A 20,323-nucleotide genomic window follows, 5' to 3' on the forward strand; every position below is an offset into this window, starting at 1 on the left:
GCGGGAACGCGCTGCCGGGCAGGAACGCGGCGCCGGGCGGGAACACGGCGCCGGGCAGGAACACGGCGCCGGGCAGGAACGCGCTGCCGGGCGGGAACGCGGCGCCGGGCGGGAACGCGGCGCCGGGCGGGAACGCGGCGCCGGGCGGGAACACGCTGCCGGGCCGGAACGCGCTGCCAGGCCGGGACGCGGCGCCAGGCTGGGCGAGCGGAGCACCCCCATCACAGTCGCGGTGGGCCGGCCGTGATGCGGGCTCGGATCTCGGCCAGCCGGTCGGCGGAGTGGTGTGGCATCTCCCAGCGCGTCTCCATCCACCAGGTGCACCCGGCCTCGGCCCACGGCTTGACCAGCGCCGCCGCCTCGGCCGGGTCGTCGGTCGGCGTCTCGCCCTCGGACAGGATGTCGACCGTCTCGGGCGCGCCCCGGGCGGCCAGCCACGCGCGCATCTCACGGACCGCCTCGGTGCTCGGCTCGTGGCCCGGGATCACCCCGTCGCAGCGCAGCACCCGCCGCATCGATTTCTGCCGCGGCCAGACGGCCACCACCCAGATCGGGATGCGCTCCTGCACCGGGCGGGCCGCCGTGGCCGGGCCGTCGCTGCGGACCTCGTAGTGATAATGCTCGCCTCGGTAGGACCGGCCGCCCGACCACAGCGTGCGGATCAGGTCGATGCCCTCGTCCATCATCGACGCCCGCAGTCGCAGATCGGTCTGCTCGCCGGTGACCGGCAGCTCGTCGGTGACCGCGCCGATCCCGATCGCCAGCGTGGCCCGGCCCCCGGAGAGCTGGTCGAGGGTCGCGACCTGGCTCGCCAGTTTCCACGGGCGGCGCCAGGGCAGGGGTGTCAGCATCGTGCCGAGGCGGACCCGGGTGGTGCGGGTGGCCATCGCGGCCAGCAGCGTCCACGGATCGACGCCGTAGCCGGCCTCCCACACATACACCCCGTCCCACCCCGCTTGCTCGGCGAGGACGGCCAGCTCGAGCTGCTCGGGGGCGGTGCCGCCGGGGAGGATCACACCGAACCGAAGTGTCATGGATCCTTGCTATCAGGACCCCCCGACATTTTCGCGCCCGAGCCGCGCCCGAGCCGCAGCAGGATCTCGGTGAGCGGATCGGCATCCGCGGGAACGGACAGCGCGGGAGCAAAGGCCGCGCCCGGCGCGAGGCGCGACGGTCCGTCCGGCACGGCCCGGGCGAGCGGCAGCGTCGCCTCCAGGACGAACGGCGGCGGCGCGAACGGCAAGCCGGCCGCGGTCGCCACGTCCCAGCCGTGCACCACGTAGTCGACCAGGTGGAAGCCGATGGCGACCCGGCCCGGAAAGGTGCGCGACGGGCTGATCTCGGGCAGCGCGAACGCGCGGTCGAGCGCTCCCGGCGCGGCGAAGGCGGCCAGCACCAGCTCGGCGGAGGCGGCGTACGCGCGTACGAGATCGGGAATTCTTCCGTCCGCCGGCATCTCCCAGAGGCCCGGGTCGGCGCCGGCCGCGGCAAAGCCGCGATGTTGCACCGTCATGTGCGTGAGCAGCGTGCCCAGGTCCCATCCCGCGCACGGGGTGGGTAGCGAGAAGTCTTCCGAGGTCAGCCCGGCGACCAGCCGGACGGTCTCGCGCACCGCAAAAGCATCCGCGGCGATCAGGTCAGTAGGCATACGCTTATCATCTACATGCGCTTACGATATGGCAAGGGTAGGAGGATGCCGATGTGGCGGAGACCGAACGGGCCGATCTGGGAGCGATGGTGCTGCGGCTGGGGCGCCGGCTGCTCGCGATGGAGCAGCCGATCCTCGAGCGGCACGGCGTGACCATGTGGGCCTACGTCGTGCTGACCGCGTTGCGTGACGGGCCGGCGCGCGCCCAGGCGTCGCTGGCCGCGGCGATCAACGCGGACAAGACGCGCCTCATCCCGGTCCTCGATGACCTGCAGAGACGCGGCCTGATCGAGCGCGAGCCCGACCCGGCCGACCGGCGCGTGCGGCTGCTCGGTCTCACCCCCGAGGGGCGCCGGCTGCAGCAGGCGGTGCAGGCCGAGATCAGAAAAGGCGAGGAGGTCATCCTTGCCAAGATCAAAGACCAGGCCGCTTTCGTACGGGCGTTAGGCGAGCTGTCGGCCTAACGCCTCCTGCAGACCGCGGGCGGCCAGCCGGTCGGCGCGCTCGTTCTCGGGGTGGCCGGCGTGCCCCTTCACCCAGTGCCACTGCACGTCGTGCCGCTGCACGGCGGCGTCCAGCCGCTGCCACAGGTCGACGTTCTTGACCGGCTGTCGCGCCGCGGTCAGCCAGCCGTTCGACTTCCACTTGGGCAGCCATTTCGTGATGCCGTCGCGCACGTAGATGCTGTCGGTGTAGAGCTTGACCGTCATCGGCGCCCGGGTCAGCGCCTCGAGCGCGCTGATCGGGGCGAGCAGTTCCATCCGGTTGTTGGTGGTGGAGTCGGCGGTGCCGCCGCACATGTCCTTCTCCTTGCTGCCGTAGCGCAGCACGGCACCCCAGCCGCCCGGCCCGGGGTTGGGCACACACGCCCCATCGGTGTAGATCTCCACCACGCTCATGCGAGCACCCTACCGAGGGGGCAGAGTGAGGTCGGCCATGCCGGGACCGCCCTCAGCGAGGTGACAGAGACCGGCACGTAAGGTGGCCGGGTCGGAAGGGGTCTCGAGTGAGCGACCACGCGGTCGAGGTGCGGGATGTCGTCGTGCGCTACGGTGCCACGACCGCCGTCGCCGGGGTGTCGCTGACCGTCCCGCGCGGCCGGGTGCTGGCCCTGCTCGGGCACAACGGCGCCGGCAAGACCAGCCTGTTGCAGGTGTGCGAGGGCTTCCGGGCGGCCGACGCCGGCGAGTGCCGGGTGCTCGGCCTCGACCCGATCAAGGAGCACGACACGCTGATGCCGCGCCTGGGCATCATGTTGCAGTCCGGCGGCATGTATCCGTGGGCGACCGCCGGCGAGCTGCTCGACCTGTTCGCGTCCTTCTCGGCCAACCCGCTGAGTCCGCAGATGCTGATCGAGCGGCTCGGGCTGCACAAGATCGCCAAGACCCGCTACCGTCGTCTGTCCGGCGGCGAGCAGCAGCGTCTCTCGCTCGCCGTGGCGCTCGTCGGGCGCCCCGAGCTGGTCTTCCTCGACGAGCCGACGGCCGGCATGGACACCGAGGCCCGGCACACCACCTGGCAGCTGATCGAACAGTTGCGGGCCGACGGCGTCTCGGTCCTGCTCACCACGCATCTGCTCGACGAGGCCGAGCGGCTCGCCGACGACGTGGTGATCATGCGGGAGGGCAGGGTCGCGGCGACCGGGGCGCCCGCGGAGCTCACCGCCGCGGCGGGCATAGACCTTCTGGAGGTACGCGCCGACGCCGGTCTCCGGCCCGACGTGCCGTTCCAGGTCACCGAGCCGACCCCGGGGGAGTACGCGATCGCCGGCAACCTGGACGCGGCCGCGATCGCCGGGGTGCTGTCCTGGTTCTCCCGGGCGGGCGCCCAGGTCACGGCCGTGAACACCCGGCGGCGCACGCTCGAGGACGTCTACCTGGCGTTGACCGCGGAGAAGGCGGGAGCCGACCGATGACCACCTTCGCCCCCGCCCCGGCGCGGAACTCGACCAAGGCGATCCTGCGCAGCCAGATCCGGATGGAGCTGATCCTCACCGCCCGGCGCGGCGAGGCGGTGGTGCTGGCCATGGGTGTGCCGCTGCTGGTGCTGCTCGGCGCGGGCCTGACCCACGCCACCAACGTACCGGGCGGCGACCGTCTGGCCTGGGTGGTGCCCGGCGTGCTGGCGCTGACCGTGATGTCGACGGCGTTCACCGGGCAGGCGATCACCACCGGGTACGAGCGGAGCTACGGCGTCCTCAAGCGACTCGGCGCCTCGCCACTGTCCCGGCCGGGCCTGCTGTTCGCGAAGACCGCCGCGATCCTGGCGCTGATCGTGGTGCAGTTGCTGGTGCTCGCCGCGGTCGGCGTGGCGGTCGGGTGGCGCCCGCACCTGGGCGAGTTGCTGCCCGCCCTGGGCATCACCGTGCTGGCGACCGCGGCGTACACCGGCCTGGCTCTGCTCTTGGCGAGCGTGCTCAGGCCGGAGACGACGACCGGGCTGGCGACCCTGATCTACGTCCTGATGCTGGCGGCCGGCGGCATCATGTTCGCCGCGCCCGGCGGGGTGTCCGAGTTCCTGCCGCTGGCCGCGCACGCCGAGGCGCTGCGCGCGACGCTCTCGCACGACCAGCCGGTGCCGCTCGGCTCCTGGGCGAGCCTCGCGGTGTGGGCCGCGGTCTGCGTGGTGGCGGCGGCCCGCAAGTTCCGCTGGGAGTGAGCGAGTCGCGCCGTGCTGTCCATCGATCGGTGGGCAATGCGTCGCGCTGTCCATCGATCGGTGGACAACCGGTGACAGCCTCGCGGTCGTCCCGGCCGGCCCCGGCCGTCGAGCACGATCAATGGCATGGACGCCATTGAAGTCAGGGGACTTCGCAAGACCTACCGGGGGCACGAAGCCGTCCGCGGTATCGACCTCACCGTCACGCGCGGCGAGGTGTTCGCGCTGCTCGGGCCGAACGGTGCCGGGAAGACCACGACCGTGGAGATCCTCGAGGGCCACCGCCGGCGCACCGGCGGCGAGGTGAGCGTGCTCGGCGACGACCCGGGCACGGCGGGCCGCGCCTGGCGGGGCCGCATCGGCGTGGTGCTGCAGGACGCGGACGACGCCGCCGACCTGACCGTCACCGAGATGGTCAAGCACGTGGCCGGGCTCTACGCCGACCCGCGGCCGGTCGCCGAGGTGATCGACCTGGTCGGCCTCGCCGAGAAGAAGGGCAGCAAGATCCGCGCGTTGTCCGGCGGCCAGCGCCGCCGGGTGGATGTGGCGCTCGGCATCGTCGGGCGCCCCGAGCTGCTCTTCCTGGACGAGCCGACCACCGGCTTCGACCCGGCCGCCCGCCGCCAGTTCTGGGACCTGATCCGGGCGCTCGCCGCCGAGGGCACCACGATCCTGCTCACCACGCATTACCTGGAGGAGGCCGAGGCGCTCGCCGATCGCCTCGCGGTGCTGGCCGACGGGCAGATCGTCGCCGAGGGCACGCCGGCCACGCTCGGCGGCCGGGCGAACGCCGGCGCGAAGGTCAGCTGGCTGTCCGACGACGGGATGCGGACCGAGACGCTGCGGGATCCCAGCGATCTCATCCGGCGCCTCGTCAAGGAGGGCGCCGACCTCTCCACGCTGACCATCACCCGGCCGACCCTCGAGGACATCTACCTCAACCTGATCGGAGCCACCCGATGACCGCCGCGACGATGACCCTGCCCTCGACGGCGGCCAACGGACTGGCCCGCGGCTGGGTCGAGATCCTCCAGTTCCTCCGCGACCGCACCGCGATGATCTTCACCTTCGCGTTCCCGGCGATGCTGCTCCTGCTCTTCGGCACGATCTTCAAGGACTCGTACGACAACACCGGCGTCAGCGCGAGCCAGGTCTACTCGGCCAGCATGATCGCGTACGGGATCCTCTCCACCGCCTTCGTGACCATGGGTTCCGGGGTGGCGCTCGACCGGGAGGACGGAACGCTGAAGCGCCTGCACGGCACGCCGATCACGCCCACGGCGTACGTGCTGGGGAAGTTGATTTTGGTCTTGGTCCTGAGCGTGGCCGAGGCGGCGCTGCTGATCCTGGTCGGCATCCTGATCTTCGACATGCCGGTGCCGGACGCGGCGCACTGGCTGACGTTCGCCTGGCTGTTCCTGCTGTCCACCTTCGCCTGCACGGCCTGCGGCATCGCGGTCAGCGCGATCGTCAAGCATGCCCGCACGGCCGGCGCGATCCTCAACGTGCCGGTGGTGTTCCTGCAGTTCATCTCGGGTGTCTTCATCCACCCGATCACCGTGCTGCCGACCTGGCTGATCACGGTGGCGTCGTTCTTCCCGGTCAAATGGATGAGCCAGGGCTTCCGGTACGTGTTCCTGCCGGACAGCATGAAGCAGTACGAGGCGGCCGGGCAGTGGGAGCTGGGTCGCACCGCCTTGGTGCTGGCAGCCTGGTGTGTGATCGGATTGGTGCTGTGCCTGGTCACGTTCCGCTGGACCGAAAAAGACCGGTGACCCGTATCGAGGCTCACCAGCGCTACTCGCAGTGGTGGGAGGTGTACTTCGGAGTGGTCGCGGTGGCCGTTGCCGCCGCGATCCTCGCCGCGGACACGCACCCGTGGTGGCGCCGGCTGCTCACGGCCGGCGCCATCGCCGCGATGGTGGTGCTGCACCTGGCGTTCGGCCGGCGGGTGATCCGGCGGAACGCCTCGTCGGTCGTCCTGGCGGTTGCGCAGATCGCCTTGTTCGCGGTCGCGGTCACGCTGATGCCCTTCGCGACCTGGCTGCTCTTCGCGATGATCCCGATGATCTTCCAACTGGTGGCGCTGTGGCCCGCCATCGTGCTGGTCCTCGTGGTCAACCTGGTGGCGCCGGCCCGCGACCTGTTCCTCTCCCCGCAGGACATGCGAGCCGACCTGGTCATCGCGGTCATCTCGGCGGCCTCCGGCGTCTGGCTCGGCTTCTGGATCGTCCGGGTGATCGAGCAGAACGTCGAGCGCGGCGAGTTGATCGCCGAGCTGGAGGCGAGCCGGGCCGAGGTGGCGCGGCTGTCCCACGAGGCCGGGGCGGCGGCCGAGCGGGCCCGGCTGGCCGGCGAGATCCATGACACCCTCGCGCAGGGCTTCACCAGCATCATCACCCTGCTGCAGGCGGCCGACCCGGCGCTGCGGGACGAGCGGCTGGCGCTGGCCGTCCGCACGGCGAAGGAAAACCTGGCCGAATCGCGGGCCCTGGTCGCCGCGCTGGCGCCGGCCGCGTTGTCCGAGGGCTCACTGCCTGATTCGGTACGCCGTCAAGCTGCCCGCTTCGCGGAGGAGACCGGCACGCCGGCCACGGTCCGGGTCACCGGCGAGGAGCGCGCGCTGCCGACGAAGGTCGAGGTGGTCCTGCTGCGGGCGGCCCAGGAGGCGCTGACCAACGTACGCCGGCACGCCTGCGCCCGGGAGACGGCGGTGTTGATCGCCTACGCCCCGTCCTCGGTGCGCCTGGTGGTCCGCGACGACGGCCGTGGCTTCGACCCGGCCACGGCGGACGGTTTCGGCCTGAACGGCATGCGTGCGCGAGCGGAGCAGGTGCAGGGCACGCTGACCGTTCGCAGTGACCCGGATACCGGCACGACCATCGAGTTGGAGGTGCCCGCGTGATTCGCATCCTGCTGGTCGACGATCACCCCGTGGTGCGACACGGCCTGCGCGGCATGCTGGACGCCGAGCCGGATCTGTCGGTGGTCGGCGAGGCCGGCTCCGGCGACGCGGGCGTCACGCTGGCCGCCGCGGAGCGCCCCGACATCGTCCTGATGGACCTGCGCATGCCGGACGGCGACGGGGTATCGGCCACCGAACGCATCCTGAAGACGGTCCCCGGCACGCGCGTGATGGTGCTGACCACGTACGAGTCGGACCGCGACATCCTGCGCGCCATCGAGGCCGGTGCGTGCGGCTACCTGCTCAAGGACGCCTCCCCGGCCGAACTGGCCGACGCCGTCCGAGCCGCGGCCCGAGGCGAAACGGTGCTGGCCCCGAGCGTCGCCTCCACGCTGGTGCGCCAGGTGCGGCAGCCGGCGCCGCCGGCCCTGTCGGCCCGCGAGTCGGAGGTGCTGCGGCTGGTGGCGAGCGGCCTGACCAACGCCGAGATAGGCAAACAGCTCTTCATCTCCGAGGCGACCGTGAAGACCCACCTGCTACGAGTCTTCAACAAGCTGGACGTGACCGACCGCACCGCCGCAGTGACCACGGCGATGCGGCACGGCCTGCTCTGACGCCACCCCGGGTCAGCCGAGCTTCGCCCATTGCTCGTTGAGGATCTTCACGTTCGTCGCGGCGGACGGCGCCCCGCTGGTGACGACCTGAAAAGCCAGTACGCTGCGAGCCGCGGACGTGCGCCAGCACAGAATCATGTTCGGGATATCCTTCGGCGTGCCCCCGACGACCTTCAGCTTCTGGGTGCACCGCGCTCCCCCGACCGGTTTGCCGTTGTCGGCCGCCAGGTTCTGCTCCTGCTGACCCAGCAGGTTGGCCTTCGCCCAGGTGAGATGGACATTCCCGGTGGGAAGCAGTACGGTCCGGCTGCTCACGCCTTCCGCGGAGGCGGTGTCCGGCGTACGCGAGGAACGGGACTCCGCTGACGGCGGCTTAGCCGGCGATCCGGTGGTTCTGGATGCCGTACCTGCGGCCCGCGGCGCCGCCGCCGACTTGCCACCCGGCTGCGGACCGTCGCTGACAGCCGCTGCGGACGCATGGGCCGTCGGCGAAGCGGACGGTTCCAGCGCCCCGGTGGTGACGTCCTGATGTCTATTGCCAAGGAGCAGGAAAGCGCCGCCTGCGACGACCGCAAGGCCGACAACCGCGGCCGTCACGTAGATGGGTCCGGGCCGGAGTCCCGCCAAGCGCGACCGACGCGCATGCGGGTGCCCGGATGAATCGCCCGTGGTCATGGCCGCCCTCCCAAAGATCCGCAACCCGGACCAGCATATCGGGACAACTCGCCACGATCTTGGGAAATTAGCCAAAAGGCTGCCAAAGTAACTGAATATTGCCGGTGAGCGCCGCCGACGTCCGACGGGCAGCGGCGGCACCCAGCACGCGGTTTACCGCTCGGCGAAGCGCTGCACGAACGCCAGCGCCGTATTCGCGACCTCCAACCATCCACTGTCGATGGTCAGCGAATGCCCCCGCCCCGGGATCGACGCGAACTCCGTCACCCCGCTGTTCTTCTGCTGCAGCTTGTAGGCGTACTCCGAGATCGCCGGCGGCACCGTGTGGTCCTTCTCTCCGGAGATGATCAGCATCGGCCCGCGGTACGCGTTCTCGTGGTCGACCTTGACCTCGCTCCACGGGTTGAAGTTGGCCACCGCGGCCTGGAACAGCGGCTTCCCCGGCGCGGGCACCGCGAACTCATCGTAGAGCGCCCGCGCCTCGTCCTCGGTGACCGCGTTGGCGAACGCGTACCGGAACTGCTCGAAGGTCAGCGGGATCGCCTTCTTGTAGTTCGCCGGGTTGGACAGCACCGGGGAGGCGGCCCGCAGGGCCGAGATCGGCAGCGGCAGCACACCCTGGTAGGGCGCCGCGTCGATGGCCACCGTCACGTTGGACAGTCCGCGGCCGGCGAGGATCTGGGCGAGCAGGCCGCCGAACGAGTGCCCGACGACCGCCGGCTGCTTGTCGAGCTTGCCGATCACCGCGTCGTAGTGGTCGGCGACCTGGCCGACCGTCTTGCCGGCGAACACCTCAGGGTGCTCCTTGGCCTCGGCGACCGTTGTCGGGTCGTCCGGCCAGCCGGGGGAGATCGGAGCGTACCCGGCGGCGTCGAACACCTCGGCCCAGCGGTCCCAACTGCTCGGCAGCAGCCACAGTCCGTGAATGAAGACGACGGGCGTGCGCCCGCTCGCGTTGACCCGGTCAATGTCGTCCAGTGTGTGCTGCGGAATGTCGGGCATGAGCGGCAGCTCCTCTGTCGGCCTGTTGTCGATCTCCACATTAGAGAGGCGGCGACCCCACCGATACCACCGTTCGACCGCCGCCCCCGATGCCGCTTCGGTCAGCAAATCCCCACGTCACCATTCACAGATTTCTTCAAGGTAGACCGACGCCGAAGCAAGGGAAAACTCGGCCACGTGACACGGGTTTTTAAGATCCACCCGTGGGGAGATTGGTGCGGTTGGTCGCGGCTGTGGTGATCAGCGTGGTCGCGCTGGGCGGCGTGGTCCGGCTGGTCGGCCCCGCGCAAGACATTCCGTCCGTACGCCGCCAGATGACGTTCCTGCGTTCCGAGCTCACGGACGGCGCCGCCACCACCGCCCAAGGACAATTCCCCGAGGGCTACTTCTTCCTGTACGTCCTCTACGGCCTGACCGCGGTCGACCTCGGCGACGCGGGCGAGGCTCGCTGGGCGCTGGCGCACCTCGACTCGGCCGAGGGGCGCGAGCCCTTCTCGGCCGATCTCACCCCGCCGTACGGCGTCTTCTACGTCGGCTGGCTCAACTTCTACGTCGGCTGGCTCAACCGGCTGCGCGGCGGCATCCTCTCGCTGTCTCCACCCGGGACCACCGACCCGGCCTTCGACCGCGACTCGGCCGCGCTGGCCGCGGCGTTCGACGCATCCCCCACCCCGTTCCTGCCGGCCTACCCGAGCCGGGCGTGGCCGGTCGACTCGACGGTCGCGATCGCCTCGCTGGCCCTGCACGACAAGCTCACGACCCCGCGCTACGGCCCGACGATCGCCCGGTGGCTGTCCGGTGTGCGCGTACGCCTGGACCCCGCGACCGGCCTGCTCCCGCACACCGCCGACCTCGAGACCGGCGCACCGACCGCTGGGGCGCGCGGCTCGTCGCAGAGCATCATCCAGCGCTTCCTGCCGGAGATCGATCCGGATTTCGCCCGATCGCAGTACCTGACGTTCCGCTCCCGCTTCCTGGCCCGCCCCCTCGGCCTGGGCCCGGCCATCCGCGAGTACCCACACGGCACGACCGGCCCGGCCGACGTGGACTCCGGCCCGCTCCCACTGGGCATCTCCCTCTCCGCGACGGTAGTGACCCTGGGCGCGGCCCGCGTGCAACGCGACGAGTCGCTGGCCGCCGGCCTGGCCAACTTCGGCGACCTGGCCGGCGTCCCGCTGGACACATGGCACACCCGCCGCTACGCGTTCGGCGCCGTACCCATCGGCGACGCCTTCCTGGCCTGGTCGAAGTCGGCCCGCCCGCTCGCCGCGTCACCACCGCCGAGCGTCCTGAGTCGATGGTGGCGGCTCCCGCTGCTCACCGTGCTTCTGCTGCTGGCGGTGGCGCCCTGGGTGCTTCGCCTGCTGACTGCGGCGCCCTGGGTGCCCGCGATTATCCGTCGCCGCCGCTCCGTCTGAGGCGCTTTTCCCCGGTATCGGGCGGTCGCGCAGGCACCTTGCCCTGATTTAAGCCGGGAAAATGCGTTCCGCCAGTAACGCTCACATTCGCCGGTTAGATTACGGAAGGCGCGGCCTCATGGCTGACCTATGTGAGCTGTGCGCGCCGTCGGAGTCGGACTTTTCCGGCGCCCCGAACCGCCCTCAGGTGCGGTACCCGATCAGGCAAACCCGCGTCATGCGGGCGCGCATCGCTAGGGGCCTCCCCGAAACGGAGGCAGCCCCAGCCGCCGAAGGAGAAAGAAGGACATGCGCTATCGATCACCCGCGGCAGGGGACGGCTCCGCGCCAGTCCCGCTGCGTGGCCCCAAGCCCTTGCGGATGGTGCTGGCGGTCGCAACCGCCGGCGCCATTGGGCTCATCCCGGCCGCCTTCGTTGCGACGCCGGCGTTTGCAGTCGGAGTCGGAAACCAAGTAGTCACCAACAACGGACCAGTCGTCGAAGGTGCTCCCGTCACGATCACGATCACCTCCGACACTGCCGAGACGTACACCATTACCACGGCGCCGGTGGCAGGCGGTACGGCAGGGGCGGTGTCCGGCACCGACTACACCGCTCTGACTCCCTCGCCAAAGACACTCACGTTCGCGACGGCTGGAACCACGCAGACGATTACGATCAACACGATTGACGACAACGTCTACGAAGGTCCTGAGCAGTTCAGCGTCACGGCCACCGGCGACACTACCAACACGGTCGGTGTTTCGACGACGGTCACCATCCTCGACAACGACAATCCGCCGACTTACACGATGACAGCGGACAAGACGACCGTTGTTGAAGGGACTGACACCCTCGTCACCGTGACGGTCACCCTGATCGCTCCGTCGGAGCAGGCGGTCAGCATCCCGATCGCCACGTATGACGGGACGGCCAAGAGTCCCGGCGACTACACGGCGTACACAGGGCCGCTCACCCTCAGTTCTCTGCAGACGTCAAAGCAGTTCACGATCCCGATCGTCAACGACACAGTTGACGAGGACGACCAGACCTTCCAGATCAGAGCCGACGCCGGGACCAACGTGACTGGCGTCGCGGCTCCGATCACGATCACCATCGTGGACAACGATCTACCGCCGACGGTGACAATCGCCAACCCCGCCTCGCCGTCCACCGAGGGGTCGGACGTCTCCTTCCCGGTGACCATTTCCCCGGCGTCGGAAAAGACTGTCACGGTCAAGTACGACACCAGCGATTTGACCGCCGGTCAACTGCTGACCAGCACCGATGGGCTCGCGACTGCGGGCAAGGACTACACCGCAGTGAGTGGCGGGACGGTCACCTTCGCGCCGGGAGATCCGACGACGAAGGCGGCTGTGGTTCACACGACCGTGGACGATCTGGACGAGATTTCGCCCGAGGAGTTCAGGGCGACCTTGTCCGCGCCTACCAACGCGACTCTGGGAAACACCACTACGGCAATCGGAAAGATCGCGGATCCGGGAACCGTGACGGTGCCGACTGTCGCCCTCTCGCCGACATCCGTGACCGAGGGCAGCAACGGCCTCTTCAACCCTCAGACATTCACCGTCACGCTGTCTAAGGCATCGGGTAGAACTCAGATTGTGCACTGGGCAGCCACTCTTGGCGCCGGTACAGCGGCGGCCACCGATTTCAATGCTGCAAGTGGCGACGTCACCTTTGCTCCGGGTGATCTCTCTAAGTCCTTCACTGTGGACGTCATGGGTGACAAAACCCATGAAGGTAACAAGACGTTCACTATCACGCTGAGCCCCGGCGCTGAAGGCTCGCTAGTGAACCTGGCTGGCGATCTGAAGGCAAACTTGGTCACCATCACGGACGACGACGCGCTGCCGACCTTTACGGTCAACGATGTGTCGATGCCGGAGGGCAACTCCGCCTCGGTGGTGCTCTACACGGTTCACCTGTCCAACCCGACCTCGGCGCCCGTGACCTTCACTGCTACGGACCAGCCTGACACCGCTAAGAGCAACCCGACTGGCAACCCGTCGACCGCATTCGGCACCGACGACTACTCGCTGGCGGCGACGCCGATCAGTATCCCGGCTGGGCAGACGAACGGATATGCCTTCGTGCTGGTAAACGGCGACTCGATCTATGAATCCGATGAGTCCGCGTCGATCAAGTTCACCACGGCCTCCACTGATGTCAGCGGAACCACGGTGATCGGTCAGCTTATGCTGAAGAACGACGACGTGGCGCCGACCCTCAGCGTGGTCTCCGCGACTGCCAAGGAGGGCGACTCCGTTGCAGTCAAGGGCCTAGTCGCAGGCCAGTCCCAGGCGAAGGTCACCTTCAACATCACCTACACCGGCAAGGCTGTGGGCGGGTCGAAGGCCGCGTCGGCGAGTGACTTTGTCAACCCGGGTGCCCAGGTCGTCGACCTGTTGCCCGGCACGCTGGTCGGCTCGTCGCTCGACCTCGGGACCGTGAAGGTCAACACCAACACCACGGCAGACCCGGCCCGAACAATCGCCGTTGAGGGCACCGGGGTCGGTGACGTCGGCACCGTGAAGCCGGGCGCGATCACGATCGCGGCCGACAGCGGCTCCACGCCTACGCCGGGCACTCCGACGATCAACGTGCCGACCGGCGTGGTCGGGGCGAGCGTCGTCCGGGTCGCCGGCACGGCGGCCGCGGGCTCGACCGTCGAATTGTGGGGCGCGCCGACTTCGCCGGCCAACCCTGCGCTGACGATGCTGCAGAGCATGACGGCAAGTGACGCCGGCGTGTACTCCTTCGAGCGTTGGATCGGCCAGGGCTACCGGTTCGGGATCAAGGTTGGCGACTACGTCTCGCCGGAGATGTCGGTCAAGGTCACCCAGAAGCCGGTCTTCGTGGCTTCCTCCACTACGGCGGGCGTCGCGAGCTTCGCGGTCCAGGGCAACCCGCGGGCGGCCGGCCAGACGGTCGTAGTCCAGCGGTACCTGAGCGGCAAGTGGGTCAAGATCGCACAGGGCGTCACCGGTAGCACCAACCAGTGGCGGGGCACCGTGAAGATTGCTTCGGGTACCTCGGTCGCGACTCGGGCGTTCGTCGTCGGTGATACGACCATCGGTATCTACGGTGGCTACTCGGACATCAAGCGGTTCACGATCAAGTAGACACCAGCACCATCTGACCTAACGAAGGCGGGGGCGGCCATATGGTCGCCCCCGCCGCTTTGCGTCGATGACGATGACGATGACGATGACGATGACGGTCCGGCCGTGCGGCAGTGCCCGGGACTAATTGGTCGACGCTTGCCGCTTCCGCCGCGGCTCGCACCCTGGTCACGCTGCCCGGGCACCCACGGCCACCTCGAGCGGGCCACGGGCTTTGTTCGCGCGGGCAGCACGGTTGCCTAGGTTCCGCATCCGCGGGCAGGACGGCTTTAAGAAAGCCTCAAGTTTCCGGGTGATTTCGGCAAAGGATCAACAATGATGCGATGACCAGCGTGGCGAATCGATATCGGCTGCTCGGCATGCTCGGCGTCGGCGCCATGTCAGTCGTGTGGCGTGCGCACGATGAGGTGCTCGACCGTGAGGTGGCGGTCAAGGTTCTCTCGCCCGAGACGGCGGATCGGCCACAGCTGCGGGAGCAGATCCGGATCGAGGCGCGGGCGACCATCCAGTTGCGCGACAAGCACGTGGTCGAGGTGTACGACGTCGGCGAGACGGAGAGCGGGCTGCCGTTCGTCGTGGTGGAGCTGGTCGAGGGCCGGTCGATGGCCGAGCTGATGAATGGCCGCCCGTTGCCGTGTCGCACTGCAATGGCCGTCGGCGCGCAGGTCGCGGCCGCGCTGTTCGCGGCGCATACCCGCGGGATCGTGCACCGTGGTGTGAAGGCCAGCAACGTGCTGGTCACCCCGGACGGCGTGAAGCTGGCCGACTTCGGCATCTCGGCGGAGGCCGCGGATGGTGGCCCGGCCACCGATATGCGCGCCTTCGGACTATTGCTGCGGCAGATGTTGGCGGACACCGCCGAGCTGACGGCCGGGGTGGCCGACCTGGTCGACCGCTGCCTGTCCGAGCAGCCCGACGCCCGGCCCACCGCCGCCGAGGCGTCCGGCATCTTGACCGCGGCGGCCGGCCTCTTCCCGCCGGTTCCGCTGCAACTGACCGCGGCGGGCTCCGCGGCGACGAGCCCGGCAGCACCGGGCCCGGAACTGACCGCGGCAGGCCCAGCGGCGACGAGCGTGGTAGCACCGGGACCCGCGGCGACGAGCGTGGCAGCACCGGGTCCGCTGGCACATTCGGTGGCACGTCCGGGCGCAACGCGGCGGCGCACGGTACGGAGGCGGTTCGCGCGCCGGCGGCCCCGGCGTACCGCGGTGGTCGCCGGGGTGGCCGCGACCGCCGGCGTCCTGGTCGGCACGAGTTGGTGCCTCGCCCTCATGGGCTCGCCGGCGGGGACACCTGTGGCGCGGGCGCCTCTGCCGGCGGGGACAGCCGCGGCGCCGGAGCCTCTGCCGGCGGCGAGTTGTACGGTCGCCTATGCGATCCGCGAGGCTGTCGGCGGCCGGTTCTTCGCCGCGGTCCTGATCGCGCGGACCGGCCCGACCAACGCCTGGCGTCTCTCCTTCGATCTGCCGGACGGCCAGCGACTCGTGAAGGGCTGGAGCGCGGGCTGGACCCAGGAGGGAAACTCCGTCCGGCTCAGCGGCAGCGGTGCCTCGGCGAGCAGCGGCTTCGAGGCGAGCTTCCGCGATTTCGCGGCCCTGCCCGCCGTCTTCCGGGTCAACGGCACGGTCTGCGAGGCACAGACCTCGACCGCCGAACCCGCCGCCACCTCCACCACCCCGGCGAGCACGAGCAGCCCGACGAGCGCGAGCACCCCGCCGAGCACCCCGGCGAGCACGAGCCCGTCATCCGCGGAGCCGCGGCACCCGGCCGCGCCGCCACCGCCGGCTGCACGGCCCGAGCCGCTGTCACCGGCCACCAGCAAGCGCAAGCCCGTCCCGGCCGTCTAAGGCCTGCCCTGCCGATCACGAGGGGGGCGGGTGCGGCGGGAAAGCCGCACCCACCCCAACGGCTCAGTCGACCTCGGCGACCGCCTGGGCGAACTGCGCCGAATACAGCCGCGCATAAGCCCCGTCGGCCGCGATCAGCTCGTCGTGGGTGCCCTGCTCGACGATCTGGCCGTGCTCCATCACCAGGATCACGTCGGCGTCCCGGATCGTGGAGAGCCGGTGGGCGATCACGAAGCTGGTGCGGCCCGCGCGCAGCGTGTTCATCGCCCGCTGGATCAGCACCTCGGTGCGGGTGTCGACCGAGCTGGTCGCCTCGTCCAGGATCAGGATGCTCGGCTCGGCCAGGAACGCCCGGGCGATGGTGATCAGCTGCTTCTGCCCGGCGCTGACGTTCGAGCCCTCCTCGTCGATCACCGTCTCGTAGCCGTCCGGCAGCGCCCGGACGAAGTGGTCGACGTGCGCCGCCTCGGCCGCGGCCTGCACCTTCACCATGTCGAAGGAGTCGGCGCCGTACGCGATGTTCTCCGCGATGGTCCCGCCGAACAGCCAGGTGTCCTGCAGCACCATGCCGATCTGCTCGCGCAGTTCCTCGCGCGGCATGTCGTTGATGTCCACGCCGTCCAGGGTGATCCGGCCGGAGTCGACGTCGTAGAACCGCATGATCAGGTTGACCAGCGTGGTCTTGCCGGCGCCGGTCGGCCCGACGATTGCCACCGTCTGGCCGGGCTCCACCGCCAGCGACAGGTCGTCGATCAGCGGCTTCTCCGGCAGGTACCGGAACGACACGTCGTCGAAGGCGACCCGGCCCTCGGCCTGGCGGATGCCCTTCGACGCCGGCTCGGGCGACTGCTCGTCCGCGTCCAGCAGGGCGAACACCCGCTCGGCCGAGGCCACGCCGGACTGGATCAGGTTGGCCATCGAGGCCACCTGGGTCAGCGGCTGGCTGAACTGGCGCGAGTACTGGATGAAGGCCTGCACCTCGCCGAGCGACAGGCTGCCGGAGGCCACCTGCAGACCGCCGACCACCGCCACCAGCACGTAGTTCAGGTTGCCGATGAACATCATGGCCGGCTGGATCAGGCCGGAGACGAACTGTGCCTTGAAGCTCGACGCGTACAGCTTGTCGTTGTGCTCCTCGAAGGTGGCCTGGGCCTCCTGCTGCCGGCCGAAGACCTTGACCAGCGAGTGCCCGGTGAACATCTCCTCGATGTGCCCGTTGAGCTTGCCGGTCGTCTTCCACTGGGCCACGAAGTTCGGCTGCGAGCGCTTGCCGATGAAGGTGGTCACGAAGATCGACACCGGCACCGTGACCAGCGCGATCAGGGCGAGCAGCCAGGAGATCCAGAACATGAACCCGAGCACCCCGACGATCATCAGCAGGGCCGTGATCAGCTGGGCGAACGTCTGCTGCAGGGTCTGCGCGATGTTGTCGGTGTCGTTGGTGGCCCGGCTCAGCACCTCGCCGCGCGGCTGCTTGTCGAAGTAGGACAGGGGCAGCCGGGACAGCTTCGCCTCGACGTCCTCCCGCAGCTTGTAGACCGCCCTCTGCACCACGGTCGCGGTGAGCCGGCCCTGGAAGACCCCGAACAGCCAGGCGCACAGGTAGACGACCGCCACCCAGCCGAGCAGGTGCAGCAGCTTGTCGAAGTCGATGCCCTGCCCCGGTACGAAGTTGATCGAGGAGAGCAGGTCGGCGCGGGTGTTCTCGCCGTGGGCCCGCAACTGGTCGATGACCTGCTGCTTCGTGGTGCCGGGCGGCAGCGACGACAGCGACTTGCCGACGAAGCCGGAGAAGATGATGTCGGTGGCGTGGCCGAGCAGGCGCGGGCCGGAGACGGACAGCGCGACGCTGCACACGCCGAACAGCAGCACCAGGCCGACCAGCGCGCGCTGCGGCTTGAGCAGGCCGAGCAGGCGCTTGGTGGAGCCCTTGAAGTCGTTCAGCTTCTCGGGCGGAGCCCCGCCCATCATCATCCGGGCGGCCGGTGGCCCCATCGGCCGTGGGCCGGCTGCGGCACGGTTGGGCGCGGTCATTAGGCTGCCGCCTCCTGCTCGGTGAGCTGGGAAAGAACGATTTCGCGGTACGTCGGGTTGGTGTCCATGAGTTCGGAGTGCGTGCCGACGCCGACCACCCGGCCGTCGTCGAGCACGATGATCCGGTCGGCGTCGCGGATGGTGCTCACCCGCTGGGCCACCACGACCACGGTCGCGTCCGCGATGTGCGCGGTCAGCGCGGCCCGCAGCGCCGCGTCGGTGGCGTAGTCGAGCGCCGAGAACGAGTCGTCGAAGAGGTAGATCTCCGGCCGGGCCACCAGCAGCCGGGCGATCGCGAGCCGCTGCCGCTGGCCGCCCGAGACGTTGGTGCCGCCCTGGGCGATCGACGCGTCCAGGCCGCCGTCCATCCGCTCGACGAACTCCCGGGCCTGGGCGATCTCCAGGGCCTCCCAGAGCGCCTCGTCGGTGGCGTCCGGGTTGCCGTACCGCAGGTTGGTGGCGACCGTGCCACTGAACAGGTACGGCTTCTGCGGTACCAGCCCGACCGTACGGGAAAGAAGTTTTTCGTCCAGTTCGCGCACGTCGACGCCGTCGACCAGCACCTGGCCCTCGGTCGCGTCGAACAGCCGCGGCACCAGGTTGAGCAGCGTCGTCTTGCCGCTGCCGGTGCTGCCGATGATGGCGGTCACCTCGCGCGGCCGGGCGGTGAGGTCGATGTCGCAGATCACCGGCTCCTCGGCGCCGGGGTATTTGAAGCCCACCCCGCGCATCTCCAGGAAGCCGTGCCGGCTCAGCGTGGTGACCGGCGCGAGCGGCGGCTCGACGCTGGAGTCGGTGCCGAGCACCTCCCGGATGCGCTCGGCGCAGACCTCGGCCCGCGGGATCATCACGAACATGAAGGTGGCCATCATGATCGACATGAGGATCTGCATGAGGTAGCTGAGGAACGCGGTGAGCGCGCCGATCTGCATCTGCCCGCCGTCGATCCGGTGGCCGCCGAACCACAGCACCGCGACGCTGGAGAGGTTCACGATCAGCATCACGGTCGGGAACATCAGCGCCATCAGCTTGCCGGCGCGCAGTGAGACGTCGGTGAGATCCTCGTTGGCGACGGTGAAGCGGGCCGCTTCCCGGTCGTCGCGGACGAACGCGCGGATCACCCGGATGCCGGAGATCTGCTCGCGCATCACCTGGTTGACCCGGTCGATGCGCACCTGCATCTTCCGGAACAGCGGGCGCATCCGAACGATGATCAGGCCGACCGTGGTGATCAGGACCGGCACGATCACCAGCAGCATCGCGGACAGCGGCACGTCCTGGCGCAGCGCGAGCACCACGCCGCCGACGCACATGATCGGCGCCGAGACCATCAGGGTGAAGGTGAGCAGCACCAGCATCTGCACCTGCTGCACGTCATTGGTGGTGCGGGTGATCAGCGAGGGCGCGCCGAACTGGCCGACCTCGCGGGCCGAGAAGGTCTGCACCCGGGAGAAGATCGACTTGCGGACGTCGCGGCCGACCGCCATCGCGGTGCGGGCCCCGAAGTACACCGCGACGATCTGCGCCGCGATCTGCAGCAGGGTGATGCCGAGCATGCCCGCGCCGACCCGGAGGACGTAGTCGGTGTCGCCCTTGATCACACCGTTGTCGATGATGTCGGCGTTCAGCGTGGGCAGGTAGAGCGTGGCCAGTGTCTGGAGGAATTGGAAGAGCACGACCAGGGCGATCGCACCCTTGTACGGCCGGAGATGGCCGCGGAGCAGTTGAATGAGCACTACTGAGCCCCCCGCTTGTCCTCGTCTCGAATGAGAAATCCGTCTAGTAGCAGCGAGACCAACTCGGCCCCGCGGAAGGTGTCCGGATCGCCGAACGGTCCGTACGCGTTCGCCCCGCAGAACAACAGCAGCATCTGGGCCACCGCCTCCGGCGAGCGCCGCAGCGCCGCCGCGTCCGGCTCGATCACCATGGTCAGGGCGTTCTTGAGCCGCTCGCGGCTGATCGCCATCCGGCTCTGCGCGTCCGGGTCGCCGTGACCCGCGAAGATCAGCTTGCGGGCCGCGTTGAGCAGTTGCGCGTTCTCCGCGAACCGGTCGTGCACCAGGTCGGCGGCGATCGTCATCCGCTCGCGCAGCGGCAGGGCGGGGTCGATCGCGGTGAGCCCGTCGAGGGTGACCTGCGGGTCGAGCGCCTGGATGACCGAGCACACGACCAGCGAGTTCTTGCTTTCGAAGACGCCGAAGATGGTGCCCTCGGCAACGCCGGCGGCGGTGGCGATCTGCCGCGTGCTGACGTCGAGACCGTGCTCGTGCAGCAGCGGGATGGTCGCCGCGATGAGGGCCTGCCGGCGTTCCTCCGGCGCGAGCGCCGGAACCCTTCTTCGCCTGTTCTCCACGAGGAACCACCCTAACTGAGCGAGCGCTCACTCAGCCACTGAC

18 protein-coding genes are annotated in these 20,323 nt (G+C 69.5%); 10 read left to right on the top strand and 8 right to left on the bottom strand.

The features are described from left to right. Positions 1–221: 221 nt before the first annotated feature. Together ODJ79_RS17260 and ODJ79_RS17265 are read right to left on the bottom strand one after the other, a co-directional pair. Positions 222–1,034 carry an LLM class flavin-dependent oxidoreductase gene (locus ODJ79_RS17260; protein WP_263024489.1) on the bottom strand — a complete coding sequence of 271 codons (813 nt, stop codon included), beginning with the start codon at positions 1,032–1,034 and terminating at the stop codon, positions 222–224. Continuing rightward, positions 1,031–1,648, bottom strand: a complete 618-nt coding sequence (locus ODJ79_RS17265; RefSeq protein ID WP_263024490.1) for a TIGR03086 family metal-binding protein — start codon at positions 1,646–1,648, stop codon at positions 1,031–1,033. The genes ODJ79_RS17260 and ODJ79_RS17265 overlap by 4 nt, the downstream gene beginning before the upstream one ends. A gap of 53 nt (positions 1,649–1,701) precedes the next feature. Here ODJ79_RS17265 and ODJ79_RS17270 point away from each other — a divergent pair, with 53 nt between their 5' ends. Further along, positions 1,702–2,112, top strand: coding sequence for a MarR family winged helix-turn-helix transcriptional regulator (locus ODJ79_RS17270; protein WP_263024491.1), 411 nt, complete (start codon positions 1,702–1,704; stop codon positions 2,110–2,112). On the opposite strand, the gene rnhA is transcribed toward ODJ79_RS17270, so the two are convergent. Continuing rightward, entirely contained in the window at positions 2,092–2,547 is a 456-nt protein-coding gene (gene rnhA, locus ODJ79_RS17275) for a ribonuclease HI (protein WP_263024492.1), read from the bottom strand. The genes ODJ79_RS17270 and rnhA overlap by 21 nt on opposite strands. Positions 2,548–2,654: 107 nt before the next feature. On the opposite strand from rnhA, the gene ODJ79_RS17280 reads away from it, so the two are divergent. The 6 genes from ODJ79_RS17280 to ODJ79_RS17305 all read left to right on the top strand — a co-directional run bounded on the left by ODJ79_RS17280 (position 2,655) and on the right by ODJ79_RS17305 (position 7,825). Then, positions 2,655–3,563, top strand: coding sequence for an ABC transporter ATP-binding protein (locus tag ODJ79_RS17280; protein ID WP_263024493.1), 909 nt, complete (start codon positions 2,655–2,657; stop codon positions 3,561–3,563). Further along, positions 3,560–4,306, top strand: coding sequence for an ABC transporter permease (locus ODJ79_RS17285; protein WP_263024494.1), 747 nt, complete (start codon positions 3,560–3,562; stop codon positions 4,304–4,306). The genes ODJ79_RS17280 and ODJ79_RS17285 overlap by 4 nt, the downstream gene beginning before the upstream one ends. A gap of 126 nt (positions 4,307–4,432) precedes the next feature. Then, on the top strand, positions 4,433–5,269 hold the full coding sequence (locus ODJ79_RS17290) for an ABC transporter ATP-binding protein (protein ID WP_263024495.1): 837 nt from the start codon (positions 4,433–4,435) through the stop codon (positions 5,267–5,269). Next, a complete protein-coding gene (locus tag ODJ79_RS17295; protein ID WP_263024496.1) occupies positions 5,266–6,081 on the top strand; it encodes an ABC transporter permease in 816 nt (271 codons plus the stop codon). The genes ODJ79_RS17290 and ODJ79_RS17295 overlap by 4 nt, the downstream gene beginning before the upstream one ends. Continuing rightward, entirely contained in the window at positions 6,078–7,211 is a 1,134-nt protein-coding gene (locus tag ODJ79_RS17300; protein ID WP_263024497.1) for a sensor histidine kinase, read from the top strand. The genes ODJ79_RS17295 and ODJ79_RS17300 overlap by 4 nt, the downstream gene beginning before the upstream one ends. Continuing rightward, positions 7,208–7,825 (top strand): response regulator, encoded by a 618-nt coding sequence (locus ODJ79_RS17305; RefSeq protein WP_263024498.1) that lies wholly within the window; start codon positions 7,208–7,210, stop codon positions 7,823–7,825. The genes ODJ79_RS17300 and ODJ79_RS17305 overlap by 4 nt, the downstream gene beginning before the upstream one ends. Before the next feature lie 12 nt (positions 7,826–7,837). On the opposite strand, the gene ODJ79_RS17310 is transcribed toward ODJ79_RS17305, so the two are convergent. Together ODJ79_RS17310 and ODJ79_RS17315 are read right to left on the bottom strand one after the other, a co-directional pair. After that, complete coding sequence (locus ODJ79_RS17310) at positions 7,838–8,500, bottom strand: hypothetical protein (protein WP_263024499.1); 663 nt, start codon at positions 8,498–8,500, stop codon at positions 7,838–7,840. A gap of 153 nt (positions 8,501–8,653) precedes the next feature. Beyond that, complete coding sequence (locus ODJ79_RS17315; RefSeq protein WP_263024500.1) at positions 8,654–9,502, bottom strand: alpha/beta hydrolase; 849 nt, start codon at positions 9,500–9,502, stop codon at positions 8,654–8,656. Positions 9,503–9,705: 203 nt separating this feature from the next. Between ODJ79_RS17315 and ODJ79_RS17320 the strand changes: the two genes are divergently transcribed. The 3 genes from ODJ79_RS17320 to ODJ79_RS17330 all read left to right on the top strand — a co-directional run bounded on the left by ODJ79_RS17320 (position 9,706) and on the right by ODJ79_RS17330 (position 15,893). Further along, entirely contained in the window at positions 9,706–10,920 is a 1,215-nt protein-coding gene (locus ODJ79_RS17320; RefSeq protein ID WP_263024501.1) for a hypothetical protein, read from the top strand. Positions 10,921–11,280: 360 nt separating this feature from the next. Next, a complete protein-coding gene (locus ODJ79_RS17325) occupies positions 11,281–14,046 on the top strand; it encodes a Calx-beta domain-containing protein (RefSeq protein ID WP_263024502.1) in 2,766 nt (921 codons plus the stop codon). 323 nt (positions 14,047–14,369) lie between these two features. Continuing rightward, a complete protein-coding gene (locus ODJ79_RS17330) occupies positions 14,370–15,893 on the top strand; it encodes a protein kinase domain-containing protein (protein ID WP_263024503.1) in 1,524 nt (507 codons plus the stop codon). 63 nt (positions 15,894–15,956) lie between these two features. Here ODJ79_RS17330 and ODJ79_RS17335 read toward each other — a convergent pair whose 3' ends face one another. Genes ODJ79_RS17335 through ODJ79_RS17345 form a run of 3 tightly spaced genes read right to left on the bottom strand, consistent with a single transcriptional unit; the run spans position 15,957 to position 20,280 of the window. Further along, entirely contained in the window at positions 15,957–17,927 is a 1,971-nt protein-coding gene (locus tag ODJ79_RS17335; RefSeq protein ID WP_263024504.1) for an ABC transporter ATP-binding protein, read from the bottom strand. Further along, a complete protein-coding gene (locus ODJ79_RS17340; RefSeq protein WP_263024505.1) occupies positions 17,927–19,663 on the bottom strand; it encodes an ABC transporter ATP-binding protein in 1,737 nt (578 codons plus the stop codon). The genes ODJ79_RS17335 and ODJ79_RS17340 overlap by 1 nt, the downstream gene beginning before the upstream one ends. Then, positions 19,663–20,280, bottom strand: coding sequence for a TetR/AcrR family transcriptional regulator (locus ODJ79_RS17345; protein ID WP_263024506.1), 618 nt, complete (start codon positions 20,278–20,280; stop codon positions 19,663–19,665). Before ODJ79_RS17345 ends, ODJ79_RS17340 begins: the two co-directional genes overlap by 1 nt. Between the last annotated feature and the right edge of the window lie 43 nt (positions 20,281–20,323).

It is taken from the genome of Actinoplanes sp. KI2 (assembly GCF_025630775.1).
In the GTDB taxonomy this organism is placed as follows: Bacteria; Actinomycetota; Actinomycetes; order Mycobacteriales; family Micromonosporaceae; genus Actinoplanes.